Here is a 25,766-nt window from a genome sequence, read left to right on the forward strand (position 1 = left end):
CATCGGGTTAGTTGCTTCGACGCCGCTCTGCGTGATGCGTGGAGCGGCGCTTCTTATATCTGCGTCTCGTACATGCGCCTTGTCACTGTCGTCCTGATTGCCTTGCTGGCGCTCATTCAGTACCCCCTATGGTGGGGACATGGCGGCTGGTTGCGCGTGCACGAATTGCGTCAGCAGCTGGACGACCAGCTGCAGAAAAACACCGACGAAAAGCTGCGCAACGAGCGGATCTCCGGTGAAGTGCAGGATCTGCAGAGCGGCACTGCGGCGATCGAGGAGCGTGCACGCTACGAGATGGGGATGGTGAAGGACGGCGAAGTGTTCGTGCAGTTCGTGTCGCCGAACGCGCCGGCCATGCCGGCCAACAATGCGTCGTCGAACACGTCGACGCGCGGCGAAGTGTCGGCGGCACCGATGCGCGTCGTGCCGAACCCGCAGTCGATCGCGAAGTCGTCGCGGCATCACGGCGGCGAGAAGGGCAAGGCAGTTCACCACTGATTGCCGAAAACGAAGACCCATTGAAAAAGCGCGAAAATTTGCGCTTTTTTATTTCCTGAGGCTCGTCAATCGACCGGGCGCCAGCGTCACCACCACCAGCCCGGATAGCCGTACGTGACGCCGGTTCCCCAGCGCGGCCCCCAGCCGCCGCCGTAATAGCCGCCGTACACCGTGACGGGCGGTGGCGGCGCGTAGTACGACCATGCACGTGCGGCGGCTTCAGCGGCCATCGCGTCGTTCTGCTCGCGCAATGCCTGCTGGTCGATTTCGTCGTAGCGCTTGCGCTCGGCGGGCGTCAGCACGTGCGGCTGGCCGCCCGATGCACCGGGCTCGGGCAGGCGGCTCAGGATCGTGGAGGTCGGCTGCACCGCGCAGCCGGCGAGGGCGAGCGCGCCGGCTGCGGCGCTCGTCGTGACGATGGTGCTAACCAGGTGCTTCAGGTGATTCATGTCCTTCTCCGGCGGGGCGGCGGCGACCGCCGACCGCAGCACCGAAGGTTGCAGCCTGCTTCGGTGCCGGGGCGGCGCGCTCGACGCTCGTGCGTCATTATGCGCCCGCGCACAAGCCCGCGCGCGGCGCTCAGTGACGCTGCTCGGCGGCGGGCGTCACGCCGCTCGCATGCCCGGGCGTCGCGAACAGTTGCGCGGCGTCGACGGGATCGAATTCGTAGCGCTGGTTGCAGAACTCGCAATGGACTTCGACGTGGCCGCGCTCGGCGAGCACGCCTTCGACTTCGTCGCGGCCGAGCATGCGCAGCATCGCGCCGACCTTCTCGCGCGAACACGTGCACTGGAAGCGCGTGCCGGCCGGTTCGAAGTGCTGCACGTTTTCCTGCCAGAAGAGCCGCCGGAACACGACTTCCGGCTCCACCTCGAGCAGTTCCTGTGCGGACAGCGTGCCGCCGAGCGTGCACACGCGTTCCCACGTGTCGACATCGGTTTCCGCGGCGCGCGGCACGATGCCGCCGTCGCCGGGCAGCTTCTGCAGCAGCATGCCGACCGCGCGATCGTGATCGGCCGCGAGCCACAGGCGCGTGTCGAGCTGCTCCGAGTGGTGCATGTAATGCTCGAGCACCTGCGCGATCGATTCCAGCGGACCGTGTTCGCCGTTCAGCGGCACGATGCCCTGGTACGGCTGCTGGCCCGGCTGCTTGTCGGCCGGATCGAGCGTGATCACGCAGCGGCCGTGGCCGCTCGCGTTCAGGAGCTCGGCGAAGTGCACGTCGTCCCCGATCGTCTGCGCGACGTCGCCGGAGAACTTCGCGGTTGCGCGCATTGACAGGTCCGAGCTGCATTGCACGACCAGCATCTTCACCGGCCCGTCGCCGAAGATCTGCATGACGAGGGTGCCGTGGAATTTCAGGTTCGCCGACAGCAGCGCGCATGCGGCCATCATCTCGCCGAGCACCGTGCGCACGGGGGCCGGGTAATCGCGGCGGGTGAGAACTTCCTGCCACGTATTGCGCAGCGAAACGATCTCGCCGCGCACGGGCGCCGCATTGAACATGAATTTCTGTAACTGGTCGCTCACTCTTCTTCCTTGAAAATCGCGCGGATCAGCCGATCCGCACGAGTTGCTCCTTGAAATGCGCACGCCGCTCGACGTACGTCATTGCGTTCTTGCGCAGCCGCGCGACGTCTTCGGCCGACAGCTCGCGCACCACTTTTGCCGGCGCGCCGAGAATCAGCGAATTGTCGGGGAACGTCTTGCCCTCCGTCACGACCGCGCCGGCACCAACCAGACAGTTGCGGCCGATCACCGCACCATTCAAGACCACCGCCTGAATGCCGATCAGCGAACCTTCGCCGATCGTGCAGCCGTGCAACATCGCCTGGTGCCCGATCGTCACGTTCTCCGCAATCGTCAGCGGATAGCCGGGGTCGGTGTGCAGCACCGCGCCTTCCTGCACGTTGCTGCCCGCGCCGACCGTGATCGGCTCGTTGTCGCCGCGAATCGTCGCGCCGAACCACACGCTCGCATTTTCCTCGAGCACGACTTTGCCGATGATGGCCGCCGTATCGGCGACGAACACGCTTTCGTGGATCGTCGGGGCGGTTTCGCCCAGCTTGTAGATCGTCACGGAGTCTCCTTGGGTTCTGTTCGTGGGTCTCGTTCGGTCGGCGCCGGTAAAATGGCGCGTTTGGCCCGGCGTTCGCCGCCGCGGCACAGACGCGTATTGTAAACCGTTGCGGGCGCAGGCTCCCGCCGCGGATTCCGTGGTGTCCCCGTTTATGAGCATGGTGCTTTCCTCCTCTTCCGACGCGTCGGTCTGCGTGCGCCGCGCCGCGCTCGACGCGCTGTGCGAGCCCGAGCCGGCGACCAAGGCCGCGCAGGTGCGCGCACTGCACGATGCGCTGCGGGCCGGCCAGGCAACGATCGATGCGCCGCTCGTCCTCGTCGAGCCCGCCGGCCTGCCCGGGCGCCCCGTACGTCCCGTGCTGGTCGAGCCGCGCCAGCTCGAGCGACGCAGCATGCGTTCGCCCGAGGGCCGCGCGGTGTTGCTGCACGCGCTCGCGCATATCGAATTCAACGCGATCAATCTGGCCCTCGATGCGGTGTGGCGCTTTGCGGGCCAGCCGGGCGCGTTCTACGCGGACTGGCTGAAGGTCGCGGCCGAGGAGGCGTATCACTTCTCGCTGCTGGCCGGCCGGCTTGCCGAATTCGGGCATGCGTACGGCGATTTCCCGGCGCACAACGGCCTGTGGGAGATGTGCGAGCGCACCGCTGGCGACGTGCTCGCGCGCATGGCGCTCGTGCCGCGCACGCTGGAGGCGCGCGGGCTCGATGCGTCGCCGCCGATCCGCGCGCGGCTCGCGCAGGCCGGCGATCATGCGTCGGCAGCGATTCTCGACGTGATCCTGCGCGACGAGATCGGCCACGTCGCGATCGGCAACCGCTGGTTCCGGCATCTGTGCGGCGAGGCGGGGCGCGATCCGGTGCCGACCTACCAGCAGCTGGCCGAACAGTACCGCGCACCGCGTCTGCGTGGGCCGTTCAATTTCGACGCGCGCCGCAGTGCCGGCTTCGAGCCGGCCGAACTGGACGCGCTCGCGGCGCAGGACGGGGCCGACGGAGGCGCCGCGTCATAGTCGGGCCGTGCGGCGCGCCAGCTTCTGCCGCGCCGCACGGCCGGCCGTTGCTCCGGAAACATGGGGGGGCGGGGAGGGCGCGTGAAGGGGCCCATGGCAGGGCCCGGCGTCCCGTGTTGGCGCGAACGGGCCCTAGAGAAGTGCCTCGATACGCGTGCCGATTGCCGGGGAGGTCTGCGCGGCGGACGCGGCATCGCTATAATCGAACGATCATTCTTTTTTGGCGGCTGCGATGAGTGCGTCGAGTTCTGTTTCCGATTTCGTCACGGTGCGTGGCGTCAAGCTGCACGTGCGGCGCTGGGGCCGGCGGGATGCGCCGACCCTGTTCATGCTGCACGGCTGGATGGACGTCGCGGCGTCGTTCCAGTTCGTCGTCGACGCGCTCGCCGGAGACTGGCAGGTGATCGCGCCGGACGCGCGCGGCTTCGGGCTGTCGGACTGGCCGGTCGCGCGGCAGGGCGGCGGCCATTACTGGTTCCACGAATATCTCGGCGACCTCGACGCGCTGATCGACCACTACGCGCCGACCGGCGAGGTCAACCTGGTCGGTCACAGCATGGGCGCAAACGTCGTGTGCCTGTATGCCGGCGCGCGGCCGGAGCGCGTGCGGCGCGTCGTCGACCTCGAAGGCTTCGGCCTCGCGCCTGCGCGGGCCGAGCAGGCGCCGCGCCGGCTGCGCGGCTGGCTCGACGACCTGCGCGAGCCGCCGGCGCTGCGGCCGTATGCGTCGCTCGACGAGGTGGCGGCCCGCCTGATCAAGACCAACCCGCGGCTCGATCCGCGCCGCGCCGCGTTTCTGGCCGCGCACTGGTCGAAGCGCGACGACGACGGGCGCTTCCATCTGCTCGCGGATCCCGCGCACAAGATGATGGGGCCGCTCCTGTATCGCCTCGACGAGGTGATGGCGACCTGGTCGCAGGTGCGTGCGAAGGTGCTGCACGTGGAGGCGGTCAATTCGCCGACGCTCGCGCATCTGGCCGGCGACATCCCGCTGCCGGAATTCAAGGCGCGCTTCAACGCGTTCCCGGACTGGCGCGAAAAACTCGTCGAGGACGCCGGCCACATGGTGCACCACGACCAGCCGGAGCAGGTCGCGGCGCTGATCGAGGCGTTCTGCGCATAGCCCACGCGGCGCGCGCGAGCGGACGACGGGGGCTGGGGCGCGGCGGCGGAATGCCGCATTGCAGTAGAATGAAGCTTCATTTCCGTTGCCGACAATGAACGCCGATCTCCACTGCCATTCGAATGTTTCCGACGGGCTGCTGTCGCCCGTCGACGTTGCACGCCGCGCTCATGCAGGCGGCGTCACCCTCTGGGCGCTCACCGATCACGACGAGGTCGGCGGCCAGGCGGCAGCGCGCAGCGAGGCGGAAGCGCTCGGGATGCGCTACCTGAACGGCGTCGAGATTTCCGTGACCTGGGCGTCGCGTACCGTGCACATCGTCGGCCTGCACATCGATCCGGAGAATCCGGCGCTCGTTGACGGCCTGTACCGTACGCGCCATGGCCGCGCGGCCCGCGCGCAGGCAATCGCCGCGCAGCTCGACAAGCTCGGCATCCCGGGCGCCTACGACGGTGCGCTGAAGTACGTGTCGAACCCCGACCTGATCTCGCGCACGCATTTCGCGCGTTTTCTCGTCGAGAACGGCCATGCCGAATCGACTTCCGACGTGTTCGACCGCCTGCTCGGCGACGGCAAGCCCGGCTTCGTCCCGCATCGCTGGGCAACGCTGTCCGACGCGGTGCAGTGGATCCGCGGCGCGGGCGGCGAGGCGGTAGTCGCGCATCCGGGCCGCTATTGCTATACGCCGGTCGAGTTCGACGCGTTCTTCGGCGAATTCATCGATCTTGGCGGCCGCGCGATCGAGGTGGTGACCGGCAGCCACACGCCGGACCAGTACCGCGAATATGCGGACGTTGCACGCCGTTTCGGCTTCGAAGTGTCGGCCGGTTCCGATTTTCACGCGCCCGGTGAAGGCCGCATCGAGCTGGGCAGCTTGCCGCCGCTGCCTTCCGACCTGAAACCCGTCTGGGAACGCTGGCTCTGACGCCCGCCGCGGGCCGTGCGTGCGCCGACGCGGCGCGCGTCCGTTCACTCCCTCTTTACCTGTCCCCATGTCCCAGTTCTTCAGGATTCATCCGGATAATCCGCAGCCGCGCCTGATCAAGCAGGCGGTGGAGATCGTCAACAAGGGCGGTGTGATCGCGATGCCGACCGATTCGAGCTATGCGCTCGCGTGCCACCTCGATGACAAGGATGCGGTCGAGCGCGTGCGCCGCATCCGCGGCCTCGACGACAAGCAGCACCTGTCGCTGCTGGTGCGCGACCTGTCGGAGCTTGCGAACTTCGCGATGGTGGACAACCGGCAGTACCGGCTGATCAAGTCGGTGACGCCCGGCCCGTACGTGTTCATCCTGCAGGCGACGAAGGAAGTGCCGCGGCGGCTGTCGCACCCGTCGCGCAAGACGATCGGGCTGCGGGTGCCGGATCATGCGATCACGCTAGCGCTGCTGGAATCGCTCGGCCAGCCGCTGCTCGGCACGACGCTGCTCCTGCCGCCGGACACGGATCCGCTGAACGATCCGGAGGAAATCCGCACGCGGCTGGAAAAGCAGGTCGACCTCGTGATCGACAGCGGCGCGTGCCCGGCCGAACCGTCGACCGTGATCGACCTGACCGACGACGAACCGCAGCTCGTGCGCGCCGGGCGCGGGCCGCTCGAGCCGTTCGGACTGACGGCGTGAGCCGGCATCGTTCCGTTTCCGCACGATTGCGCTTGTTACAATAACGCGATATGGATGCTTCCCTGATACAGACCATCGCCGTCTACGCGCTGCCCGTGATCTTCGCGATCACGCTGCACGAGGCCGCGCACGGCTATGCCGCCCGCCTTCTCGGCGACAACACCGCCTACATGATGGGGCGCGTGTCGTTCAACCCGATGCGCCACATCGACCCGATCGGCACGATCGCGATTCCGCTCGCGATGTATTTCCTGACCGGCGGCGCGTTCCTGTTCGGCTATGCGAAGCCGGTGCCGGTCGCGTTCCGCAACCTGCGCAATCCGCGCTGGGGGAGCCTGTGGGTGTCGCTTGCGGGTCCCGCGTGCAATTTCGTGCAGGCGCTCGTGTGGGGCGTATTCGGCATCGCGCTGCACGGCGCGGGCGTCGACGAACCGTTCTTCACGGGCATGGCAGCGGCCGGCATCAGCGTGAACCTCGTGCTCGGCGTGCTGAACCTGTTCCCGCTGCCGCCGCTCGACGGCGGGCGCATCCTGGCGGCGCTGCTGCCGCCGAAGCAGTCGATCGCGCTGTCGCGCATCGAGCCGTACGGATTCATTATCGTCCTCGTGCTGGTCACGACGGGCGTGCTGACGAATTTCTGGCTGCGCCCGCTCGTCAACGTGGGTTATCGCGTCGTGGCAGCCATCCTGACTCCTTTCGCCTTGCTTTTCTAACGACAATCATGTTCCCAGATCGTATTTTCTCCGGCATGCGACCCACCGGGTCGCTGCACCTCGGCCACTACCACGGCGTGCTGAAAAACTGGGTGAAGCTGCAGTCCGAATACCCGTGCTTCTTCTGCGTCGTCGACTGGCACGCGCTGACGACGCACTACGAAACGCCCGAGGTCATCGAGAAGAGCGTGTGGGATGTGCTGATCGACTGGCTCGCATCCGGCATCGATCCGGCGCAGGCGACGCTGTTCATCCAGAGCAAGGTGCCCGAGCACGCGGAGCTCGCGCTGCTGCTCGGCATGAGCACGCCGCTCGGCTGGCTCGAACGCGTGCCGACCTACAAGGAGCAGATCGAGAAGCTGAAGGACAAGGATCTGTCGACCTACGGCTTCCTCGGCTATCCGGTGCTGATGGCGGCGGACATCCTGCTGTACCGCGGCTCGCTCGTGCCGGTCGGCGAGGACCAAGTGCCGCACGTCGAGATGACGCGCGAGATCGCGCGCCGCTTCAACTACCTGTACGGCCGCGAGCCGGGCTTCGAGGAGAAGGCGCTCGAGGCGGCGAAGAAGCTCGGCGGCAAGCGTGCGAAGCTGTACCACGAACTGCGCAACGCGTACCAGCAGGAAGGCGACGACGAGGCGCTCGAGCAGGCGCGCGCGATGCTGCAGGAATCGCAGAGCCTGTCGATGAGCGACCGCGAGCGCCTGTTCGGCTATCTCGAAGGCGCGCGCAAGATCATTCTCGTCGAGCCGCAGGCGCTGCTGACGGAAGCGTCGCGCATGCCGGGCCTCGACGGCCAGAAGATGTCGAAGTCGTACGGCAACACGATCGGCCTGCGCGAGGACGCGGAGACGATCACGAAGAAGGTCCGCACGATGCCGACCGACCCGGCGCGCGTACGCCGCACCGATCCGGGCGATCCGGACAAGTGCCCGGTGTGGCAGCTGCACCAGGTCTACACGGACGAAACGACGCACGAATGGGTGCAGAAGGGCTGCCGCTCGGCGGGCATCGGCTGCCTCGACTGCAAGCAGCCGGTGGTCGAAGGGATCCTGCGCGAACAGCAGCCGATGCTCGAGCGCGCGCAGAAGTACATGGACGATCCGTCGCTGCTGCGCGCGATCGTCGCAGACGGCTGCGACAAGGCACGCAAGTACGCAACGGAGACGATGCGCGACGTGCGTGAGGCGATGGGCCTGTCGTACACCTGATGCCCATCTGATCGTCATGCGCGAATCATCCATGGCCGCGAGCGGCGCGCACGTCGGGCTCGCCGAGCCGTCTCGCTGGGTGGCCGACTGGTCGCGGCTCGTGCCGGCAGGCGGCGCTGTGCTGGACGTCGCCGCGGGCGGCGGACGGCATGCGCACTGGTTCGCGTCGCGCGGCCATCCGGTCGTCGCGCTCGAGCGCGATCCGGCCGCGCTCGCCGCGTTGCGCGCGATTCCGGGCGTGGACGCCCGCGAGGCCGACCTCGAAGGCGCGCCGTGGCCGCTGCCGGCCGGCGAGTCGTTCGCGGCCGTGATCGTCACGAACTATCTGCACCGGCCGCTCTGGCCCCATCTGCTCGATGCGCTGGCGCCGGGCGGCGTGCTCGTGTACGAAACTTTCGCGCAAGGAAACGAAACGGTCGGCAAGCCGTCCAATCCCGCATTCCTGCTCGCGCCGGGCGAGCTGCTGGAGGCCGTGCGCGGCCGGCTGCGGGTGGTGGCGTACGAAGACGGTTTCATCGCTGCGCCGCGCGCGGCATTCATCCAGCGCATCTGCGCGGTGCGTGAGCGCGCGGCTGCGGGGTCGGAGGCGGGAATTTCGCGTTACGAACTGCGCGGCTAATCCGCTACAATCTCAACGTTTACCGGTTCTAAATCAATCGCGTTTCATGGCTAACGGCACTCAAGACGGCATTCAAATCCGCGGCAGCATCCCCGCGATCGTCACCCCGATGCTCGAAGACGGCAGTCTCGACCTGCCGGCGTTTCGCAAACTGATCGACTGGCACATCGAAGAAGGCACCGATGCGCTGGTCGTGGTCGGTACGAGCGGCGAATCGGCGACGCTCAACGTCGAAGAACACATCCTGATGATCCGCACCGCCGTCGAGCATTCGGCGAAGCGCATCCCGATCATCGCGGGCGCGGGCGGCAACTCGACCGCCGAAGCGATCGAGCTGACGAAGCACGCGAAGGCGGTCGGCGCGGACGCGACGCTGCAGGTCGTGCCGTACTACAACAAGCCGACGCAGGAAGGCATGTACCGCCACTTCAAGGCGATCGCCGAAGCGGTCGACCTGCCGGTGATCCTGTACAACGTGCCGGGCCGCACGGTCGCGGACATGGCGAACGAGACGATGCTGCGTCTCGCGCAGGTGCCGGGTATCGTCGGCGTGAAGGAAGCGACCGGCAACATCGACCGCGCCGCGCACCTGATCAAGGCCGCGCCGGCGCACTTCGCGATCTACAGCGGCGACGATCCGACCGCGATCGCACTGATGCTGCTCGGCGGCCACGGCAACATCTCGGTGACGGCGAACGTCGCGCCGCGCGCGATGAGCGCGCTGTGCCGCGCAGCCCTCGCGGGCGACGTGAAGACGGCGCGCGAGCTGCACATGAAGCTGCTGTCGCTGCACAAGAACCTGTTCATCGAGGCGAATCCGATCCCGGTGAAGTGGGCACTGCAGGCGATGGGCAAGATGCAGGGCGGCATCCGCCTGCCGCTCACGCCGCTCGACGAGCGTTGCCACGACGCAGTGCGCTCGGCACTCGCCGAAGCCGGCATCCTCGCCTGATGTCGCGGCGGCCGCGCGCGGTCGTCGCCATTCCCTGATCAACCCGCACCGGCCGGCCCGTCCGGCGCCGCTCGTGACGAGCGTTTTAGCAAGACGAAGGATTTCATGAAACGTTTCGCCTTTTCCTCTCGCGCCATCCAGGTATCGGTGGTGGCGCTGGCGCTGGGCGCGCTCGCCGGCTGCGATACGCTGAACGACTACCTGGCCCCCGACAAGGTCAACTACAAGAACACAGGCTCGGCGCCGCCGCTCGCGGTGCCGAGCGACCTGAAGCCGGTGCCGACGAGTCAGCAGTTCGTCGCGCCGCCGTCGAACGCCGGGCTCGGCACGCTGCCGCCGCGGGCCCAGACGGCCGCCGGCACGTCGACCGACGGCGTGCCGAGCGCGCAGGATCCGTTCGGCATGCACATCGAGCGCGAAGGCGACCGCCGCTGGCTCGTCGTCGACGGCCGCACGCCGGAGCAGCTCTGGCCGCTGCTGAAGGAGTTCTGGCAGGACAACGGCTTCTCGCTGAAGACCGACGCACCGTCGACGGGCATCATGACGACCGACTGGGCGGAGAACCGTGCGAACATTCCGGACGACTGGTTCCGCCGCACGATCGGCAAGGTCATCGACTTTGCGTACTCGTCGGGCACGCGCGACAGCTTCCGCACGCTCGTGAACCGCACGTCGGACGGCAACACCGACATCTCGATCACGCACAGCGCGATGGAAGAAATGATGGTCGGCCCGCAGGGCGGCACGTCGTCGCGCTGGGAAGAGCGTCCGCGCAACCCGGTGCTGGAAGCGGTGTTCCTGGCGAAGCTGATGGAGAAGTTCGGCCTGACCGAAGCGCAGGCGAAGCAGCTGCTGACCGATGCGCGGCCGGCGACGGCACCCGCACGGGTCAGCGACGCGAGCGGCGCGGCGACGCTGCAGCTCGCCGAGTCGTTCGATCGCGCGTGGCTGCGCGTCGGCCTCGCGCTCGATCGCACCAACTTCACCGTCGACAACCGCGACCGTGAAAAGGGCCTGTACTACGTGCGCTACGCGAATTCGATGGACGAACTCAAGCGCGACGGCCTGTTCGGCAAGCTGTTCTACGGCGGTCCGACGGCGGCGAAGCCGGGCAAGGAATTCGTCGTCAACGTCCGTGCGCAAAACGGCGGCGGCACGCAGGTGGCCGTGGTCGACGCAAATGGCCAGATCGACAACTCGTCGGACGCCCAGCGGATCATTTCGCTGCTCCACGCGCAGTTGAACTGAGCGCGTGCGATTCGCCAGCCTCGGAAGCGGCAGCGAGGGCAATGCGCTGGTGGTCGAGGCCGCGAGCGGCACGACCACGACGCGCGTGCTGCTCGACTGCGGCTTTTCCGCCAAGGAGGTCGAGCGTCGGCTCGGCCGCCTGAATCTCGGCATCGACGATCTCGATGCGATCCTCATTACCCACGAACACAGCGACCATGTCGGCAGCGCGTTGACGCTCGCCCGGAGGGCGTCGCTGCCGCTCTACATGAGCTGGGGCACTGCGCGCGCGGTCGGGGCGGACGAAGCGGATGTCGAGCTTCACGTGCTGTGGGGCGACGAGACGGCCCAGATCCGCGATCTGGCCGTGTTGCCCTATACAGTCCCGCACGACGCCCGGGAACCGCTCCAGTTCGTCTTCCTGGACGGCTGCCACCGCCTCGGCGTGCTGACCGACGTGGGGACGTCCACACCGCACATTACGGCCGTCCTGAGCGGCTGCGACGCGCTGGTGCTCGAATCCAACCACGATACGGCGATGCTGGCTGCAAGCCGCTATCCGCAGTCGCTGAAGGCGCGGATCGGCGGCAGCCACGGCCATTTGAGCAACGACGCGGCAGGGGACATCCTCGCGTCGCTTGAGCGCAGCCGCCTGCGGCACCTCGTGGCGGCGCACCTGAGCCAGCAGAACAACCGGCCGGAACTGGCCCGCGAGGCGCTGGCGGCCGTGCTGGGCACGGACGGGAGCGACGTGATCGTCGCCACCCAGGACGCTGGCTTCGACTGGCTGGCGTTGTGAGGCGGTCTGCCGCGTTGCGGGCCCGTCCCGGGCGCCGACCGGCGCAGCAAAAGGTACCGACGTAAAAAAACCGGCCCGCAGGCCGGTTTTTTTTCAGCTGATGCTGAGGCTTACTGGCTTGCGCCCGAAGCCGGAGCAGCCGTCGCTGCCGAAGCAGCCGACGCCACAGCAGCAGCTGCGTCGCTCGCAGCAGCCGTTGCCGACGAAGCAGCAGCCGTCGCGTCGCTCGCAGCACCAGCAACTGCGGAAGCAGCCGACGAAGCAGCAGCAGCAGCGTCGCTAGCAGCCGACGAAGCAGCTTGGTCAGCGCTCTTGTTGCAAGCAGCCAGTGCAACAGCAGCCAGCAGGGAAGCTACGAGGAGGGATTTCTTCATGATCACGTCCTTTTATGGTTAAAGGTAAGCAACAGCGCGAAACAATACCGGTAATGTGCTCCAACACCGACCTGGGCCGCTGGTGGAGACGCACTTCTAGAGCGTGAATCTTCCCTACGGCTTGGGCGGAAATTATATGCACTTTCCCATCGACCGTCGACAAATGCGGGGTCAATACGTTGTCTTTCCCATACAAAATTTGATTTGCATGGGCGTACGGATCATACACGCTAATCGCGGTTTCCGACCCGTATCCAGCCCGCACGATACCATTCGTGCAGTAATGCTGTCATCGAGGGATCTCGGGATAGTGTTACAAACCGTTTCGCCTCCATCCGGCGCTGATTGGCCAGTTCGGGCAGCCATTTGGCGGCCTGATCGAGCGGCCCTTCCTCGCCGTTGATGAAGTACGAGCGCGCGTTATACAACAATGCGGCGCGTCTGTCGAGATGCAGGCCCCGGCGGGCCGCCTGCGCCGCGAATGCCGTTTCGGAAAGCGCGCGGGCGGGCGGGTCGAACACGACATTCGGCTTCGGTTCGCTGAGGTAGCAGCCGAGAAATTCGGCGACGTCCCGCTCGCGCCACTTGATGCCGTTGACGATCGCGGCGACCCGGTCGACCAGTGCTGGCGGCAGTTGCGCCGGCGCATCGACTGCGGGCTGTTTCGGGTCGCGGTAGAGGTCGTCGCTGCCGGCGCCGCTCGCCAGGCCGCCGCGCTCCGCGAGGTAATACAGGAACTGGGCGCTCAATTCCCCGGCAGACGGGGCTCTGAAGCCGATCGAGCAGGTCATGCATTCGCCTTCGGCGATGCCGTCGTGCGCGATGTGCGGCGGCAGGTAGAGCATGTCGCCCGGCTCCAGCACCCATTCTTCGCTCGGCTCGAAGTGCTCGAGGATCTTGAGGGGCACGCCCGGCTGCAGCGACAGGTCCTTTTGGGCGCCGATACGCCAGCGGCGCTTGCCTTCGACCTGCAGCAGGAAGACGTCATACGAGTCGAAATGCGGGCCGACGCCGCCGCCGTCGGTCGCATACGAAATCATCAGGTCGTCGAGGCGTGCGTCGGGGATGAACCGGAAACGCTCGAGCAGCGTGCGTGCCGCATCGACATGCAGGTCGAGGCCCTGCACGAGCAGGGTCCATGCATTGCGCGTGACGGGGGGCAGCGCATCGGTCTCGAACGGGCCGTGCGCAAGTTGCCACTTGTTACGAAAATGCGTAATCAGTCGCGATTCGGCATCATAGTCGCCGGCCAGTTCGAACAGCGCGTCGCGCGAAACCGGGGGCGTGACGCCAGGGATCGCCTGACGGATCAGCAGCGGCTTCTTCTGCCAGTAGCGGCGCATGAATTGCGCCGGGGTGAGACCGCCGAGCAGCGGTGTGGGAAGATCGGGTGGCGGCGCGCCGAACGCGGCGGCAGTACCGTCCTGCGGTTCGGCTTGAGACCGTTTGCGCATCGTATAATGACAGTTGTATTTGGGAGAATTGGATGAAAATCGCAAAAAACACCGTCGTATCGGTCACCTACAAGCTGTCGGATGCACAAGGCAATCTGATCGAGGAAAGCGACGAGCCGATGGTCTATCTGCACGGCGGCTATGATGGCACGTTCCCCAAGATCGAGGAACAGCTCGATGGCCATGAGCCGGGGTACCAGGCGCAGATCCAGCTGGAGCCGCAGGACGCGTTCGGCGACTACGATCCGGAACTCGTGAAGATCGAGCCGCGCGATCGTTTCCCCGAGCCGCTGGAAGTGGGCATGCAGTTCGAAGGCACGCCGGAGGACGGCGACGAAGAGGTCGATTCGCTGATCTACACAGTGACCGACATCGCCGAGGACAAGGTCGTGCTCGACGGCAATCATCCGCTCGCCGGCATGGCGCTGCGTTTCTCGCTGACGGTGAAGGACGTTCGCGAAGCCACCGAGGACGAGATCGAACACGAGCACGCGCATGGCGCGGAAGGTCTCGAAATCGTCGACGAGGATGAGGACGACGAAGACGGCGAACCGTCAGGGCGCACGCTGCACTGAGCTGGCGGGAAGGTCGGGCGCCGGGCCGAATGACGGCGCCGGCGCGGGCGCCGAAGCACCCGGTGCACCCGATACACCATTCGGCGCCGCATTGTCGCCCGGCAGCGGCGGGGCGATCGACGACGAATCAGGCAGCGCCGGCAGCGCCGGGATTTCCGGCATCTGCGGCACCGGGACGTCGTCGTGCGGGGTGGCCGGCAGGGCCGGCGGCACCGGCAGGTTTTTCGGCACGTCCTGCAAGCTGATATTGAAGAGCGTCTGCCGTGCTGGCGAGACGCCGACCCTGACCCACTGACTGGCAGGCTGGCGCGGTCCGATCGCGACGCGCGTCACATTCCCCACGAGTTCTCCGTTATCCGCATGCAGCGGACGGTCGATGACGAAGCCGTTCGCGAGCGGTTCGCTGCTTGCATGGATCACGAGTATCGGGCCGCGGAAGGCCGCCGCCGCCTTGATCAGCGTGCGTTTCAGCTCGCGAAAGCCATCGCGTGCGCGCGGCCGGTTGAAGCGCAGCCACGCAAAGCGTTCCGCGCGTTCGTAGCGGTCGAACTGCGGGTCGCCTTCGAAGATCAGCACCATTGCGCGCGCGTCGCGCCGCTTCGCGTATTCGGCCGCATGGTCGATCCAGAAGCCGTTCGCGATGATCCGATCCTCGAATTCGCCGTTGCGGCCGCCGGCTGTCAGGAAGTGATTGTTCGGGGCCGGTGCGTTGAGCGCGACAAATACGATGTCGTCGCGCACCCAGCGTGCGTTCTCGCGATAGGGCCGAAAGCGTGCGATTTCGCTTTCGCGCGTGATCGGCAGCGCGCCCGGGGCGGGCAACGCCGCATCCGAGAGCAGCGTCTGGCGCAGGAAGTCGAGCCGCTCGACCGGATCGTAGCCGCCGCCCGTGGCGGTGTTGCACGCAACCCAGTCGTCATGGCCGGGAACGAACACGAGCGGCACGCGCGACGCGTCGAGGATCGCGCCGCGTTGCATGTACAGCGTGTCCCGGCACGCCTCCTTCGCCCCCTTGAGATCGCCCGCGTATACGACGAACGCGAGATTGCGCTCGCGCGCCATCGCCTCGAGCATCCGCTGCGCCCCGGCCTCGTCGGCGGGTGAGCCGATCACGCCAGAGACGACCGCGAACGAATAGGGCGCACCGACGCGCTTCTCGGGCGCCGCGTGCGCGCCGGGCTGCGACATCGCGAGCACCGCCGCGATCGCGAGCGCAATCGTCGAGCGTGCTCGCGGTGCGAGCGCCGTACGCTTATGCGTGCCCGTCGGCATCGTGTGCCTGGAGGAGCGTGCGCAATTCGTACAGCAGGTCGAGCGCTTCACGCGGCTTCAGGTCGTCGGGATCGACGTCGCGCAGCCGTTCGAGCGCCGGGTTCGGTGCGCTCGGCGCCGTTGGCGCATCGGCGCATTCGAGATCGCCGGCGGCCGGCTGCACGCTGAACAGGTCGAGCTGCGGCGTGTGCTGCGCGGCCGACTGCTGCTCGAGATACGCGAGGTGCTTGCGCGCGGCGCGGATCACCGGCGCCGGCACGCCTGCGAGCTGCGCAACCTGCAGCCCGTAGCTCTGGTTCGCGGGGCCTTCGTTGACCGCGTGCAGGAACACGATGCCGTGACCGTGCTCGACCGCCGACAGGTGGACGTTGGCCGCATGCGGGAATTCGGCCGGCAGCTGGGTCAGTTCGAAGTAGTGCGTCGCGAACAGCGTGTAGCAGCCGTTGTGCGCGAGCAGGTGCCGCGCGATCGCCCACGCGAGCGCGAGGCCGTCGAACGTCGACGTGCCGCGGCCGATTTCGTCCATCAGCACGAGGCTTTGCGGTGTCGCGTCGTTGAGGATCGCCGCGGCCTCGGTCATTTCGACCATGAACGTCGAGCGGCCGCCGGCGAGATCGTCCGCTGCGCCGATCCGCGTGAAGATTCGGTCGATCGGGCCGAAACGGGCCGAGCGGGCCGGCACGTAGCTGCCGACGTAGGCCATCAGTGCGATCAGCGCGGTCTGCCGCATGAACGTCGACTTACCGCCCATGTTCGGGCCGGTGATCAGCAGCAGCTTGCGATCGGCGCCGAGCTTGCAGTCGTTTGCGATGAACTGCTCGACCTGCGCTTCGACGACCGGATGCCGCCCTTGCTCGATCTCGATGCCGATCTCGTCGGAAAACGTCGGGGCGACCCAGTCGAGTGCGCGCGCACGCTCGGCGAACGCGGCGAGCAGGTCGAGTTCCGCGAGCGCGGACGCGACGCGCTGGCACTCGGAAATGAACGGCAGCAGCGCCTGCAGTACCGCGTCGTACAGCGCGCGCTCGCGCGCCAATGCGCGTTCCTGCGCGGACAGCGCCTTGTCCTCGAAGGTCTTCAGTTCCGGCGTGATGTAGCGCTCGGCGTTCTTCAGCGTCTGGCGGCGCCGGTAGTCGTCGGGCACCTTGTCGGTCTGCCCGCGCGTGACTTCGATATAGAAGCCGTGCACCTTGTTGTATTCGACGCGCAGGTTCGCGATGCCGGTGCGGGTACGCTCGCGTGCTTCGAGGTCGATCAGGAACTGCCCGCAGTTTTCCGAGATGTCGCGCAGCTCGTCGAGCTCCACGTCGTAGCCGCGCGCGATCACGCCGCCGTCGCGCACCATCGCCGCGGGCTCGGGGGCAATCGCGTTGGTCAGCAGGTCGAGGCATTCGGCAGGCGGGACGAGTGCCGCGTCGAGGCGGGCGAGCGCATCCGCGTTGCCGGCGATCGGCTCGATGCGTGCGCGCAGCGCCGGCAGCGCGGCGAACGTATCGCGCAGGCTCGACAGGTCGCGCGGACGCGCGGACAGCAGTGCGAGGCGCCCGGTGATCCGTTCGACGTCGGCGATCTGCCGCAGTGCGCTGCGCAGCGCATCGAGGCTCGCGTTGGCGGGCGCGTCGAGCAGCGCGCCGATCGCCTGCTGACGCGACTGCGCGGCCACCGATGCACGCGGCGGATGGTGCAGCCAGTGGCGCAGCAGGCGGCTGCCCATCGTCGTGCAGCATGTATCGAGCAGCGAATACAGCGTCGGCGATTCGGTGCCGCGCAACGTTTCGGTCAATTCGAGGTTGCGGCGCGTGGACGGATCGAGCCCGATGTATTCGGTTTCGTTCTCGACCTTCAGGCTGCGCACGTGCCGAAGCTGCTGGCCCTGCGTGGCTGCCGCGTACAGCAGCAGCGCGCCGGCCGCGCCGCAGGCACTCGTCAGCGAATGCGCGCCGAAGCCGTCGAGGCCCGCGACGTCGAGCTGGTCGCACAGGCGCTGGATGCCCGACGCGATATCGAAATGCCATGCCGGCACGCGCTTGATCGCGCCTGCGCCGGCCGGCACGTCATCGGCCGCGCCGTCGGCGGTCAGGATCTCGGCCGGACGGATGCGCTCGAGCGCTGCGCCGAGCTGGTCGGGCTCGATCTCGGCGAGGCGCAGCGCGCCGCTCGCGAGGTTGAGCCATGCGAGGCCGACGTTGACCGCGACGCCGCGCTTGTTGTGGCCCGCGCACATCGCGAGCAGGTAGACGTCGTTCTTGTCGGACAGCAGGGCGGCGTCGGTCAGCGTGCCCGGCGTGACGACGCGCACGACCTTGCGTTCGACCGGACCCTTCGACGTGGCCGGGTCGCCGATCTGCTCGCAGATCGCGGCGGATTCGCCCATCTTGACGAGCTTCGCGAGGTATTGCTCGACCGCATGATGCGGGACGCCCGCCATCTTGATCGGGGTGCCGGCCGACGCGCCGCGTTGCGTGAGGGTCAGGTCGAGCAGCCGCGCGGCCTTCTCCGCATCCTCGAAGAACAGCTCGTAGAAATCGCCCATCCGGTAGAAGACGAGCGTGTCGGGGTGGTCGGCCTTAATGCGGAGGTACTGCTGCATCATTGGCGTATGGCCGGCGAGGGCGTCGGTCGGCAGGGTGCTCATAGGTCAGGCGTAAAGTTGCTTTGGTGCCCGAGTTTACCAGCGGTCCCGATGCTTCCGCGCGATGTTCGCCTTTTGGTCACCTGCGTCGCTGTCGACGTCGAGATTCCGACGTCGGCATTCGATTGGCCGCGGAGGACGTTACCGGCAGCTCAGGTCGACAGCCCGGGCACTCGTCAGCTGGAATAGAACACGCGATTACCGCCCGTCCCGGTGGTGAAGACCACGGCACGCTGGGTAGCCGGCATGCAGGCAACGGTGAGATAGCTTTCGTTGGCGCCAGCATTCAGCGCAGGCAGCATGACTTGGGTCCAGTTGACGCCATCGTCCGAGATGTAGCTTGTGGCTACCGCGGGGAACGACGACGTCAGCATGAAGAGGCGGTCGTTGCAAGTGAATGCCGCTGTCGCGCCGGTGTTGATGTCACCGGCTCCCCATGTTTTCCCGTCTTGAGACGCCAACGTCTTTATCCCGGTCAATCCCCCGTTCGGGGCAGCCCGTGCCGTTCGCTTCGCGTGTCATGAAGCGATCGATCAGTTCGTAGTATCCCGGCAGGATGCGGTTCAACGTGTTCTTGCCGGACCCGCTCAGGCTGACGAGCTTCGCCCGGCCGTCGTCGTCGCACGGCGCGCATTCGAGCGTCCCGTCGTCGATCATGCTTTGCAGCGTCCGGGTCATCACGGGCCGCGACACGTCCAGGCTGGCCGCCAGCTCGCTTGCTTTCAGGCCTTCGGCGCGGTTTTCGCGATCCAGTACGACGAGGATCAGATATCGAAGCGTCGAAAGGCCGTGTCCGGCAAAGTAGCCGTCGAGTTCCCGCATCAGCAGGCTGGCCCGCCGCAGCATGTGCAGCGCCGCGTCGACGTGGTCCACGTTCATCGCCGGAAACCGTTCGCGATACGTTTCCAGCACCTGCCTGCTCGGCAACTCCTTCAGAAAGAACACGGAACGGGCCCTCCTTGCATGTGGCGGATCAGCGTCACTGCATCGATACCTGCGCCGAAATGATGGAGTACGTGCCGGACGACGTGGTCGTGTTGCGCTTCGTTGAAGGCGGCGCAGCCGTCCGTCACGATCCAGCAGTCGATGCCGAGGTCATGCGCTTCCCGAAGCGTCGATTCCACGCACACGTGGGTCGCGAAGCCCATCAGCACGAGCGTATCGATGCGATTGTTGCGCAGGAACGGATCGAGCGTCGAATGCTTCAGCACGCTGGCCCCCGATCGGCCCTGCGTGACGAATTCGTCTCGCTCGGGCACGAAGGGTGGCATGAACTCCGCGCCTTGTCCGGTCCAGGTGCCTGCTCGGGGAATCGCCGCACGCAGTCCGAGGACGCGGTCGCCGCCGGCGAACAGGCGATAGTGCGGATCGTTGCGCAGGTCCAGTCCGGCATGGACGATCGTCCAGCCCTCCTGTCGCGCGGTCGTCAGCACATGCGCTGCGTTCGAGACCGCCGTGCGAAACGCCGATTTGTCCTCGACGAGACGGGTGAAAAGCACGCCGCTTTCGGCCAGCCACTCGTTCTGGAACTCGATGAAGACAAGCGCGGTTCGGCGCTTGTCGATCGCGGTGAGGTTCGGCATGTCGGATTCCCCGGAAATATGATTACCATGATAACTATATGATTGAATCCGATCGGGGGCAAGCGAACCGTGCGGCCGGGGGGAAGGGCAGCTGCCAGAAAAGAATACGGCCCGGCCTGCGGGAAGCAGGCACGGGCCGTCGGGGCGGCGACGCGGCGCGGAGGTTATTCCGCGGCCGGGTGCACGCGGCTGTAGCGGTTCAGGATCGGGATCATCTGCGCGTAGACCTTCGGGTTCGCCGCGACGATCTCATGGCGATGCAGGAAGTCGGCGTCGCCCGTGTAGTTGCCGACGAGGCCGCCGGCCTCGGTGATCAGCAGGCTGCCCGCGGCCATGTCCCACACGTTGATGCCCTGCTCGAAGAAGCCGTCGAGGCGGCCCGCCGCGACGTTCGCGAGGTCGAGCGCCGCCGCGCCCGGGCGGCGCAGGCCCGTGCACGCCTGGGTCATTTCGGTGAACAGGCGTGCGTACGCGTCGAGGCCGTCCTTCTCGCGGAACGGGAAGCCGGTGCCGATCAGCGACTCCGACAGGCGGTCACGGCGGCCGACGCGGATGCGGCGGTCGTTCAGGTATGCGCCGCGACCGCGCGTGGCGGTGAACAGGTCGTTCTTGTTGGGGTCGTAGACGACGGCCTGCGTGACGACACCCTTGTGCGCGAGCGCGATCGACACGCAGTAGTACGGGAAGCCGTGGATGAAGTTGGTCGTGCCGTCGAGCGGATCGATGATCCACTGGAATTCGGATTCGTTCTCGGATGCGCCCGATTCTTCCGCGAGGATCGCGTGATCGGGGTAGGCGGTCTTCAGCGTCTCGATGATCGCGTCTTCGGCGGCCTTGTCCACTTCGGTGACGAAGTCATTCTGCTGCTTTTTGCGGATCTCGATCAGGTCGAGATCGAGGGACGCGCGGTTGATGATCTGTCCGGCGCGGCGCGCAGCCTTGACAGCGATGTTGAGCATGGGATGCATGAGCCTGGATCCTGTAGCTGGCGGCAACAAGCCGCCACGAAGTGGAACGACCCGCCCGGGACGGCGCGCACGGGCGAGATGAGACGCGAATTGACAAAGAGCGGGAACGACTCGCGCCGCAGATGGCGCGCATAAGGGCATGATTTTACCCGACATTCGGCAGTTTTAGGTGGCCGGAATGCGGGGAAACCCCACTGGCCGTCGGGACAGGTGGGTTTGTCCGTGCGTTGGCGATACCATACGGCCATCCTGGTAATCGAGTCGTATGGTATTGGAAACCTTGCAGAACACCGCTGCGCCGTCCGCGCCCGACGCGGCGCAGTCGTCCGGGCCGCTGCGCGGCGGCTTTACGTCCACCCGTTTCGTGCTCGTCGAGCCGAGCCACCCCGGCAACGTCGGCGCCGCCGCGCGCGCGCTGAAGACGATGGGCTTCTCGCGGCTCGTGCTGGTCGCGCCGCGGGTGCCGCACGTGCAGAGCGATCCCGAGGCAATCGCGATGGCGAGCGGGGCGGATGACGTGCTCGCTTCCGCGCACGTCGTGCCGACCCTCGGCGACGCGCTGTCCGGCGTCCACTGGTCGATCGCGCTCACCGCGCGCACGCGCGAATACGGTCCGCCGCGCCTTGCGCCGCGGGCGGCAGCCGAGCAGGCATGCCGGCAGGTCGGGGGCGGCGACATCGCGCTCGTGTTCGGCAACGAGCGCACCGGCCTGTCGAACGAGCACGTCGAGCAGTGCAGTGCGCTCGCGCACATCCCCGCGAACCCGGCCTACAGCTCGCTGAACCTCGCGCAGGCGGTGCAGGTGCTCGCCTATGAACTGCGCATCGCGTTTCTCGACGACGCGAGCGCGCCGGTGTCGCAGGCGGAAGCCGGCACGCTCGCGCAAAGCGACGAGATCGAGCGGATGTACATGCACCTCGAGAACGCACTGATCGCGCTCGATTTTCTCGATCCGCGCAATCCGAAGAAGCTGATGCCGCGGCTGCGGCGCCTGTTCTCGCGCACCGGGCTGGAACGCGAGGAAGTCAACATCCTGCGCGGGATCGCGAAGCACATCCTGCTGAAGTCGCGCACGCCCGACGGCGACGCATGACTCAGGCCGCGCATTCACCCGGTGCCGGCGCGAATACCCGCGCCGTTACAGGGGTGAACGCGCCGGGCCGTGCGAGCGCGCGCAACTCGCCCTACAATCGCCGAACGTCATAAACAAAGCAGCCGGCGCGATAAGGGCCGGCCATTGCCGGCGGTGCGCGCCGGTTCCTTTCCCCAGATCAGATCATGTTCACGAGACTGCGCGAAGACGTTGCGACGATTCGCGAGCGGGATCCCGCCGCTCGCAGTGCCTGGGAAGTGCTGACCTGTTATCCGGGGTTGCATGCGCTCGTGCTGCATCGCTTCGCGCATGCATGCTGGCGCGCGAAGCGATACTGGCTCGCGCGCTTCGCGTCGCAGGTCGGCCGGTTCCTGACCGGCATCGAGATCCACCCGGGCGCAACGATCGGCCGGCGCGTGTTCATCGATCACGGGATGGGCGTCGTGATCGGCGAGACGGCGATCGTCGGCGACGACTGCACGATCTACCAGGGCGTGACGCTCGGCGGCACGTCGCTGACACGCGGCGCGAAGCGTCACCCGACGCTCGAAGCCGGCGTGATCGTCGGCGCGGGCGCGAAAGTGCTCGGCGGGTTCACGGTCGGTGCGGGCGCGAAGATCGGTTCGAACGCGGTGGTCGTGAAGCCGGTGCCGGCAGGCGGCACGGCGGTCGGCAACCCGGCGCGCATCGTGATGCCCGCGCAGCCGAAGCCGCAGCCGGAGCGTGCGGCATTCTGCGCGTACGGCATCACGCCGAACGCGGACGACCCGATGTCGCTCGCGATCCACGGCCTGATCGATCATGCGGCGAAGGAGAGCCGGCGCGTCGACGAGATCGTCGCGGCGCTCGAGCGGCTCGGCACGCATCTGGAAACGCTGCAGGGCGCCGATGCGGCGCGCCTGGACTTGCGCCGCCTGTCGGCGGTTCTGGAAGGCAAGGCGGTCGAGCGTCAGTCCTGAACGACCGCGGCGGCCGCCGTCCGGTGGCCGCCTGCCGACGGGGCCATCGAACGGTCCCGGCCGGCGTCGCGGCGCTCAGTCGAGCGGCAGTGCGCGAATGCCTTCCGCGTCGACGCGCAGGTAGCCGCCGCGCGGGGTGCCGTGGTCGAGATCCCAGTCGGGCAGCACCCAGCGCACGCCGCCCGGTTCGAGGTGGCGCGCGGGACGGTGCGTATGGCCGTGGATCATCACGCTCGCGTGGCTGCGGCTGAACAGCGCGGTCACGCCTTCGCGCGTCACGTCGTAGCGCGGCGACGCCGGGCGCGTCCGTCCGGCCTCGCTCTTCGAGCGCATCCGTTCGGCGATCGCACGGCGCCAGCGAAACGGCCACGCAAGGAACAGCCATTGCAAGACGCGATTGCGGGCAAACCGCCGGAAAAACTGGTAACCGTGATCGGCCGTGCATTGCGCATCGCCATGCGCGAGCACGATGCGCTGGCCGAATGCCGTGATCAGCGCCGGGTCGGGCATCAGCATCGCACCGGCCGCCTTCATGAAGCGCTTGCCCAGCAGGAAGTCGCGATTGCCGTGCATCACGTAGAGCGCGATCCCGCGTTCGGAGAACGTACGCAGGAGCGCCGTCATGCGTGCGGCGAACGGATCGTCGTCGAGCACGTCGTCGCCGATCCAGTATTCGAACAGGTCGCCGAGGATGAACACCGAGTCGGCGCTGTCGGCGGTGTATTTCACGAAATGCTCGAACGCGGCGACCGTCTTCGGAATCGCGTCGCTCAGGTGCAGATCGGAGATGAACAGGAACGGGCGTGCGGCCTGCGCGTATTCGCGCTCGCCCGGCACGCCCGCGGAGACGCTTCGCGGCGGAGTCTCCTGCAGCATCGAAGTGCCTCCGTATCGAAACGTCAGGCGACGACGGCCTTCTCGATCACGACGTCGTCGGTCGGGACGTCCTGATGGAAGCCTGCGTTGCCCGTCTTCACGGCCTTGATCTTGTCGACCACGTCCTGGCCTTCGACGACCTTGCCGAACACCGCGTAGCCCCAGCCTTGCGGCGTCGGCGACGAGTGGTTCAGGAAGTCGTTGTCGTTCACGTTGATGAAGAACTGGGCGGTTGCCGAGTGCGGATCGTTGGTGCGCGCCATCGCGATCGTGTACATGTCGTTCTTCAGGCCGTTGTTCGCCTCGTTGTCGATCGGCGCGTCAGTCGGCTTCTGCTTGAGGCCCGGCTCGAAGCCGCCGCCCTGGATCATGAAGCCGTTGATCACGCGGTGGAACACGGTGCCGTCGTAGTGGCCCTTCTTCACGTAGTTCAGGAAGTTCTCGACCGTCTTCGGCGCTTTCGCGGCGTCGAGCTCGAGCTTGATCACGCCGTGGTTCGTGTGCAGTTCAACCATGATGAATTCCTTCGAAAGGACGGTTTAAATGGCACGCGGCCGGTCGTGCGACGCGGCCGCGTGAGGTGCCGGAACGACCCGGCCGGATTTACTTCGAGACGATGTTCGCCGATTCGATCACGATGGCCTGTTCGGGCACGTCGCGCATCGGGCCGCGCGACGTCGTCGGCGCGGCTTCGATCTTCTTCACGACATCCATGCCCGACACGACCTTGCCGAACACCGCGTAGCCGTTGCCGTCCGGATTCGGATAGTCGAGGCCGGCGTTGTCGACGGTGTTGATGAAGAACTGCGCGGTCGCCGAATTCGGGTCGCCCGTACGCGCCATCGCGATCGTGCCCGTCACGTTCTTCAGGCCATTGCGGCTCTCGAGCGGGATCGGCGCGCGTGTCGGCTTCTCGTCGAAGTTGGCCTTGTAGCCGCCGCCCTGGATCATGAAGCCCTTGATCACGCGATGGAAGATCGTGCCGCTGTACTGGCCTGACTTAACGTAGTCGAGGAAGTTGGCGACCGTCTTCGGCGCCTTCTCCGGATAGAGCTCGACGCGGATGTCGCCCTGCGAGGTCTTCAGCTGCACGACGGGGTGCGCGGTGGCCGTTTGCGCGAACGCGGGCGCGGTCGCGAGTAGGGCGGCGCCGCCAAGCGCCAGCAACAGACGTTTCATTGCGATCCTCTGGTTGGATGGGTGAAGTGACGCGCGCCGCTTATTGCGACGGCGCGACGTAGGGCGCCGCCATCGCACCGGACGGGCCGCTGAACTGGAACGTCGGCGACAGCGGCAGCGTGGTGGTGCTCACGTTCGCGGCCGCGCGGCGCGCGTAATCGGGCGTCGACGGCGCCGCGGCGCGCGTGCCCGGAGCGGGCTGGGGCGGCGAGATGATTTTCTGCAGGTCGGCGAGGCGCTGCGCGGTCGCGCCGGTCGTGCGGCCGAGCGATTGCGCGCGCTTGTACGATTCGGCCGCGAGGCGCAGGTACAGGTCGCCGAGGTTCTCGTAGGCGAGCGAGTAGCTCGGGTTCGCTTGCGTCGCGGTGACGAGCGCGGCGCGCGCTTCGTCGTAGCGGCCGTGCTTCGCGTACAGCGCCGCGAGGTTGTTGTACGGCTCGGGCAGCTCGGGGTACGCCTGCGTGATCGTGACGAATTGCTGGATCGCATCGTCATCGCGGTTCAGGCGCACGAGCACGGTGCCGCGCTTGAACTGCGCCTGCACGTCGTGCGGGTTCGCGGCGATGCGTGCATCGAGTTGCGCGAGCGCCTGTTTCCACTGCTTGCCGGCGATCGATGTATCGACATCGGGCGTGCCGTCGGCGGAGGGCGGGGCCTTCTGCGCGTAAGCCGCGGCGGCCGGCAGAAGCGTCAGCGCGACGCCCATGACGGCGGTCGCAACGAGGGTCGCAGCGCTCGGCGCGCGGCCGCGAGGAGATTTCATAGGCGTAAATCGGAATGTTATACTCCGAGCCATTCTAACAAAACGTCTGCGCGTTCCGGCGAGCCGCAGGCAGTCTTTCTTTTTGCCTCTCGTGGCCGTCACCGCTGTGCTTGCAGCCTGACCGCCCCATGTGATACGAGGACGCGCGGCACGACGCCGCAGCGATGGCTCGATCGTGTCGCATG

At 67.0% G+C, this 25,766-nt stretch carries 30 protein-coding genes; 15 read left to right on the forward strand and 15 right to left on the reverse strand.

What is annotated here, in order from left to right; translation table 11 throughout:
* Window positions 1–72 precede the first annotated feature (72 nt).
* The gene (ftsB, locus tag ACV229_RS34055) at window positions 73–498 is read left to right on the forward strand and encodes a cell division protein FtsB (protein ID WP_448087478.1); all 426 of its coding nucleotides are present in this window, start codon (window positions 73–75) and stop codon (window positions 496–498) included.
* Window positions 499–584: 86 nt separating this feature from the next.
* Here the strand turns inward: ftsB and ACV229_RS34060 are convergent, their stop codons facing one another.
* The 3 genes from ACV229_RS34060 to ACV229_RS34070 form a co-directional block, all read right to left on the reverse strand.
* Window positions 585–947: a hypothetical protein gene (locus tag ACV229_RS34060; protein WP_448087479.1), complete on the reverse strand. Its 363-nt coding sequence runs from the start codon at window positions 945–947 to the stop codon at window positions 585–587.
* 130 nt (window positions 948–1,077) lie between these two features.
* Entirely contained in the window at window positions 1,078–2,028 is a 951-nt protein-coding gene (gene hslO, locus ACV229_RS34065) for an Hsp33 family molecular chaperone HslO (protein ID WP_448087480.1), read from the reverse strand.
* Between the two features lie 25 nt (window positions 2,029–2,053).
* The gene (locus ACV229_RS34070) at window positions 2,054–2,578 is read right to left on the reverse strand and encodes a gamma carbonic anhydrase family protein (protein WP_448087481.1); all 525 of its coding nucleotides are present in this window, start codon (window positions 2,576–2,578) and stop codon (window positions 2,054–2,056) included.
* Between the two features lie 151 nt (window positions 2,579–2,729).
* Here ACV229_RS34070 and ACV229_RS34075 point away from each other — a divergent pair, with 151 nt between their 5' ends.
* The 11 genes from ACV229_RS34075 to ACV229_RS34125 all read left to right on the forward strand — a co-directional run bounded on the left by ACV229_RS34075 (window position 2,730) and on the right by ACV229_RS34125 (window position 12,136).
* A complete protein-coding gene (locus ACV229_RS34075) occupies window positions 2,730–3,587 on the forward strand; it encodes a ferritin-like domain-containing protein (RefSeq protein WP_448087521.1) in 858 nt (285 codons plus the stop codon).
* A gap of 232 nt (window positions 3,588–3,819) precedes the next feature.
* Window positions 3,820–4,710: an alpha/beta fold hydrolase gene (locus tag ACV229_RS34080; protein ID WP_448087482.1), complete on the forward strand. Its 891-nt coding sequence runs from the start codon at window positions 3,820–3,822 to the stop codon at window positions 4,708–4,710.
* Between the two features lie 94 nt (window positions 4,711–4,804).
* A complete protein-coding gene (locus ACV229_RS34085) occupies window positions 4,805–5,635 on the forward strand; it encodes a 3',5'-nucleoside bisphosphate phosphatase (RefSeq protein ID WP_448087483.1) in 831 nt (276 codons plus the stop codon).
* 67 nt (window positions 5,636–5,702) lie between these two features.
* On the forward strand, window positions 5,703–6,332 hold the full coding sequence (locus tag ACV229_RS34090) for an L-threonylcarbamoyladenylate synthase (RefSeq protein ID WP_448087484.1): 630 nt from the start codon (window positions 5,703–5,705) through the stop codon (window positions 6,330–6,332).
* Between the two features lie 50 nt (window positions 6,333–6,382).
* Entirely contained in the window at window positions 6,383–7,045 is a 663-nt protein-coding gene (locus ACV229_RS34095; RefSeq protein ID WP_448087485.1) for a site-2 protease family protein, read from the forward strand.
* An 8-nt stretch (window positions 7,046–7,053) separates the two neighbouring features.
* On the forward strand, window positions 7,054–8,256 hold the full coding sequence (locus ACV229_RS34100; protein ID WP_448087486.1) for a tryptophan--tRNA ligase: 1,203 nt from the start codon (window positions 7,054–7,056) through the stop codon (window positions 8,254–8,256).
* A 16-nt stretch (window positions 8,257–8,272) separates the two neighbouring features.
* Entirely contained in the window at window positions 8,273–8,875 is a 603-nt protein-coding gene (locus ACV229_RS34105) for a class I SAM-dependent methyltransferase (protein WP_448087487.1), read from the forward strand.
* Window positions 8,876–8,921: 46 nt separating this feature from the next.
* On the forward strand, window positions 8,922–9,827 hold the full coding sequence (gene dapA, locus ACV229_RS34110) for a 4-hydroxy-tetrahydrodipicolinate synthase (protein ID WP_448087488.1): 906 nt from the start codon (window positions 8,922–8,924) through the stop codon (window positions 9,825–9,827).
* Window positions 9,828–9,932: 105 nt separating this feature from the next.
* Window positions 9,933–11,075 carry an outer membrane protein assembly factor BamC gene (gene bamC, locus ACV229_RS34115; protein WP_448087489.1) on the forward strand — a complete coding sequence of 381 codons (1,143 nt, stop codon included), beginning with the start codon at window positions 9,933–9,935 and terminating at the stop codon, window positions 11,073–11,075.
* 4 nt (window positions 11,076–11,079) lie between these two features.
* Complete coding sequence (locus ACV229_RS34120) at window positions 11,080–11,853, forward strand: MBL fold metallo-hydrolase (RefSeq protein ID WP_448087490.1); 774 nt, start codon at window positions 11,080–11,082, stop codon at window positions 11,851–11,853.
* A 100-nt stretch (window positions 11,854–11,953) separates the two neighbouring features.
* Window positions 11,954–12,136, forward strand: coding sequence for a hypothetical protein (locus ACV229_RS34125; RefSeq protein WP_448087525.1), 183 nt, complete (start codon window positions 11,954–11,956; stop codon window positions 12,134–12,136).
* Between the two features lie 20 nt (window positions 12,137–12,156).
* On the opposite strand, the gene ACV229_RS34130 is transcribed toward ACV229_RS34125, so the two are convergent.
* Both ACV229_RS34130 and ACV229_RS34135 read right to left on the reverse strand, forming a co-directional pair.
* Window positions 12,157–12,402: a hypothetical protein gene (locus ACV229_RS34130; protein ID WP_448087522.1), complete on the reverse strand. Its 246-nt coding sequence runs from the start codon at window positions 12,400–12,402 to the stop codon at window positions 12,157–12,159.
* 55 nt (window positions 12,403–12,457) lie between these two features.
* The gene (locus ACV229_RS34135) at window positions 12,458–13,681 is read right to left on the reverse strand and encodes a JmjC domain-containing protein (protein ID WP_448087491.1); all 1,224 of its coding nucleotides are present in this window, start codon (window positions 13,679–13,681) and stop codon (window positions 12,458–12,460) included.
* A gap of 32 nt (window positions 13,682–13,713) precedes the next feature.
* On the opposite strand from ACV229_RS34135, the gene ACV229_RS34140 reads away from it, so the two are divergent.
* Window positions 13,714–14,256, forward strand: a complete 543-nt coding sequence (locus ACV229_RS34140) for an FKBP-type peptidyl-prolyl cis-trans isomerase (RefSeq protein ID WP_124598691.1) — start codon at window positions 13,714–13,716, stop codon at window positions 14,254–14,256.
* Here the strand turns inward: ACV229_RS34140 and ACV229_RS34145 are convergent.
* From ACV229_RS34145 to ACV229_RS34170, 6 genes are all read right to left on the reverse strand, one after another.
* Entirely contained in the window at window positions 14,236–15,528 is a 1,293-nt protein-coding gene (locus tag ACV229_RS34145; RefSeq protein WP_448087492.1) for a hypothetical protein, read from the reverse strand. The genes ACV229_RS34140 and ACV229_RS34145 overlap by 21 nt on opposite strands.
* On the reverse strand, window positions 15,509–18,163 hold the full coding sequence (gene mutS / locus ACV229_RS34150; RefSeq protein ID WP_448087493.1) for a DNA mismatch repair protein MutS: 2,655 nt from the start codon (window positions 18,161–18,163) through the stop codon (window positions 15,509–15,511). The genes ACV229_RS34145 and mutS overlap by 20 nt, the downstream gene beginning before the upstream one ends.
* Before the next feature lie 173 nt (window positions 18,164–18,336).
* On the reverse strand, window positions 18,337–18,534 hold the full coding sequence (locus ACV229_RS34155; RefSeq protein WP_448087494.1) for a hypothetical protein: 198 nt from the start codon (window positions 18,532–18,534) through the stop codon (window positions 18,337–18,339).
* A 49-nt stretch (window positions 18,535–18,583) separates the two neighbouring features.
* Window positions 18,584–19,105: a MarR family winged helix-turn-helix transcriptional regulator gene (locus ACV229_RS34160; RefSeq protein WP_448087495.1), complete on the reverse strand. Its 522-nt coding sequence runs from the start codon at window positions 19,103–19,105 to the stop codon at window positions 18,584–18,586.
* Window positions 19,093–19,743: an isochorismatase family cysteine hydrolase gene (locus tag ACV229_RS34165; protein ID WP_448087496.1), complete on the reverse strand. Its 651-nt coding sequence runs from the start codon at window positions 19,741–19,743 to the stop codon at window positions 19,093–19,095. The genes ACV229_RS34160 and ACV229_RS34165 overlap by 13 nt, the downstream gene beginning before the upstream one ends.
* A 164-nt stretch (window positions 19,744–19,907) precedes the next feature.
* On the reverse strand, window positions 19,908–20,711 hold the full coding sequence (locus ACV229_RS34170) for an inositol monophosphatase family protein (RefSeq protein ID WP_448075978.1): 804 nt from the start codon (window positions 20,709–20,711) through the stop codon (window positions 19,908–19,910).
* Window positions 20,712–20,982: 271 nt separating this feature from the next.
* On the opposite strand from ACV229_RS34170, the gene ACV229_RS34175 reads away from it, so the two are divergent.
* Window positions 20,983–21,804 (forward strand): RNA methyltransferase, encoded by an 822-nt coding sequence (locus ACV229_RS34175; protein ID WP_448087523.1) that lies wholly within the window; start codon window positions 20,983–20,985, stop codon window positions 21,802–21,804.
* A gap of 185 nt (window positions 21,805–21,989) precedes the next feature.
* Window positions 21,990–22,763: a serine O-acetyltransferase gene (cysE, locus tag ACV229_RS34180; RefSeq protein ID WP_448087497.1), complete on the forward strand. Its 774-nt coding sequence runs from the start codon at window positions 21,990–21,992 to the stop codon at window positions 22,761–22,763.
* Window positions 22,764–22,838: 75 nt separating this feature from the next.
* Here cysE and ACV229_RS34185 read toward each other — a convergent pair whose 3' ends face one another.
* The 4 genes from ACV229_RS34185 to ACV229_RS34200 all read right to left on the reverse strand — a co-directional run bounded on the left by ACV229_RS34185 (window position 22,839) and on the right by ACV229_RS34200 (window position 25,581).
* Window positions 22,839–23,639, reverse strand: a complete 801-nt coding sequence (locus ACV229_RS34185; RefSeq protein WP_448087498.1) for a UDP-2,3-diacylglucosamine diphosphatase — start codon at window positions 23,637–23,639, stop codon at window positions 22,839–22,841.
* Window positions 23,640–23,662: 23 nt separating this feature from the next.
* Window positions 23,663–24,154, reverse strand: coding sequence for a peptidylprolyl isomerase (locus tag ACV229_RS34190; protein ID WP_448087499.1), 492 nt, complete (start codon window positions 24,152–24,154; stop codon window positions 23,663–23,665).
* An 88-nt stretch (window positions 24,155–24,242) separates the two neighbouring features.
* Window positions 24,243–24,818 (reverse strand): peptidylprolyl isomerase, encoded by a 576-nt coding sequence (locus ACV229_RS34195; RefSeq protein WP_448087500.1) that lies wholly within the window; start codon window positions 24,816–24,818, stop codon window positions 24,243–24,245.
* A 40-nt stretch (window positions 24,819–24,858) separates the two neighbouring features.
* Complete coding sequence (locus ACV229_RS34200; RefSeq protein ID WP_448087501.1) at window positions 24,859–25,581, reverse strand: tetratricopeptide repeat protein; 723 nt, start codon at window positions 25,579–25,581, stop codon at window positions 24,859–24,861.
* Between the last annotated feature and the right edge of the window lie 185 nt (window positions 25,582–25,766).

Source organism: Burkholderia sp. MR1-5-21 (genome assembly GCF_053427715.1).

What these genes read in the sequence shown, in the direction of transcription:
- ftsB (WP_448087478.1), top strand. Translation starts at nt 73, where the DNA reads ATGCGCCTTGTCACTGTCGTCCTGATTGCCTTGCTGGCGCTCATTCAG.
- ACV229_RS34060 (WP_448087479.1), bottom strand. Translation starts at nt 947, where the DNA reads ATGAATCACCTGAAGCACCTGGTTAGCACCATCGTCACGACGAGCGCC.
- ACV229_RS34075 (WP_448087521.1), top strand. Translation starts at nt 2,730, where the DNA reads ATGAGCATGGTGCTTTCCTCCTCTTCCGACGCGTCGGTCTGCGTGCGC.
- ACV229_RS34080 (WP_448087482.1), top strand. Translation starts at nt 3,820, where the DNA reads ATGAGTGCGTCGAGTTCTGTTTCCGATTTCGTCACGGTGCGTGGCGTC.
- ACV229_RS34085 (WP_448087483.1), top strand. Translation starts at nt 4,805, where the DNA reads ATGAACGCCGATCTCCACTGCCATTCGAATGTTTCCGACGGGCTGCTG.
- ACV229_RS34090 (WP_448087484.1), top strand. Translation starts at nt 5,703, where the DNA reads ATGTCCCAGTTCTTCAGGATTCATCCGGATAATCCGCAGCCGCGCCTG.
- ACV229_RS34095 (WP_448087485.1), top strand. Translation starts at nt 6,383, where the DNA reads ATGGATGCTTCCCTGATACAGACCATCGCCGTCTACGCGCTGCCCGTG.
- ACV229_RS34100 (WP_448087486.1), top strand. Translation starts at nt 7,054, where the DNA reads ATGTTCCCAGATCGTATTTTCTCCGGCATGCGACCCACCGGGTCGCTG.
- ACV229_RS34105 (WP_448087487.1), top strand. Translation starts at nt 8,273, where the DNA reads ATGCGCGAATCATCCATGGCCGCGAGCGGCGCGCACGTCGGGCTCGCC.
- dapA (WP_448087488.1), top strand. Translation starts at nt 8,922, where the DNA reads ATGGCTAACGGCACTCAAGACGGCATTCAAATCCGCGGCAGCATCCCC.
- bamC (WP_448087489.1), top strand. Translation starts at nt 9,933, where the DNA reads ATGAAACGTTTCGCCTTTTCCTCTCGCGCCATCCAGGTATCGGTGGTG.
- ACV229_RS34125 (WP_448087525.1), top strand. Translation starts at nt 11,954, where the DNA reads ATGCTGAGGCTTACTGGCTTGCGCCCGAAGCCGGAGCAGCCGTCGCTG.
- ACV229_RS34135 (WP_448087491.1), bottom strand. Translation starts at nt 13,681, where the DNA reads ATGCGCAAACGGTCTCAAGCCGAACCGCAGGACGGTACTGCCGCCGCG.
- ACV229_RS34140 (WP_124598691.1), top strand. Translation starts at nt 13,714, where the DNA reads ATGAAAATCGCAAAAAACACCGTCGTATCGGTCACCTACAAGCTGTCG.
- ACV229_RS34145 (WP_448087492.1), bottom strand. Translation starts at nt 15,528, where the DNA reads ATGCCGACGGGCACGCATAAGCGTACGGCGCTCGCACCGCGAGCACGC.
- mutS (WP_448087493.1), bottom strand. Translation starts at nt 18,163, where the DNA reads ATGAGCACCCTGCCGACCGACGCCCTCGCCGGCCATACGCCAATGATG.
- ACV229_RS34155 (WP_448087494.1), bottom strand. Translation starts at nt 18,534, where the DNA reads ATGCTGACGTCGTCGTTCCCCGCGGTAGCCACAAGCTACATCTCGGAC.
- ACV229_RS34165 (WP_448087496.1), bottom strand. Translation starts at nt 19,743, where the DNA reads ATGCCGAACCTCACCGCGATCGACAAGCGCCGAACCGCGCTTGTCTTC.
- ACV229_RS34170 (WP_448075978.1), bottom strand. Translation starts at nt 20,711, where the DNA reads ATGCATCCCATGCTCAACATCGCTGTCAAGGCTGCGCGCCGCGCCGGA.
- cysE (WP_448087497.1), top strand. Translation starts at nt 21,990, where the DNA reads ATGTTCACGAGACTGCGCGAAGACGTTGCGACGATTCGCGAGCGGGAT.
- ACV229_RS34185 (WP_448087498.1), bottom strand. Translation starts at nt 23,639, where the DNA reads ATGCTGCAGGAGACTCCGCCGCGAAGCGTCTCCGCGGGCGTGCCGGGC.
- ACV229_RS34190 (WP_448087499.1), bottom strand. Translation starts at nt 24,154, where the DNA reads ATGGTTGAACTGCACACGAACCACGGCGTGATCAAGCTCGAGCTCGAC.
- ACV229_RS34195 (WP_448087500.1), bottom strand. Translation starts at nt 24,818, where the DNA reads ATGAAACGTCTGTTGCTGGCGCTTGGCGGCGCCGCCCTACTCGCGACC.
- ACV229_RS34200 (WP_448087501.1), bottom strand. Translation starts at nt 25,581, where the DNA reads ATGAAATCTCCTCGCGGCCGCGCGCCGAGCGCTGCGACCCTCGTTGCG.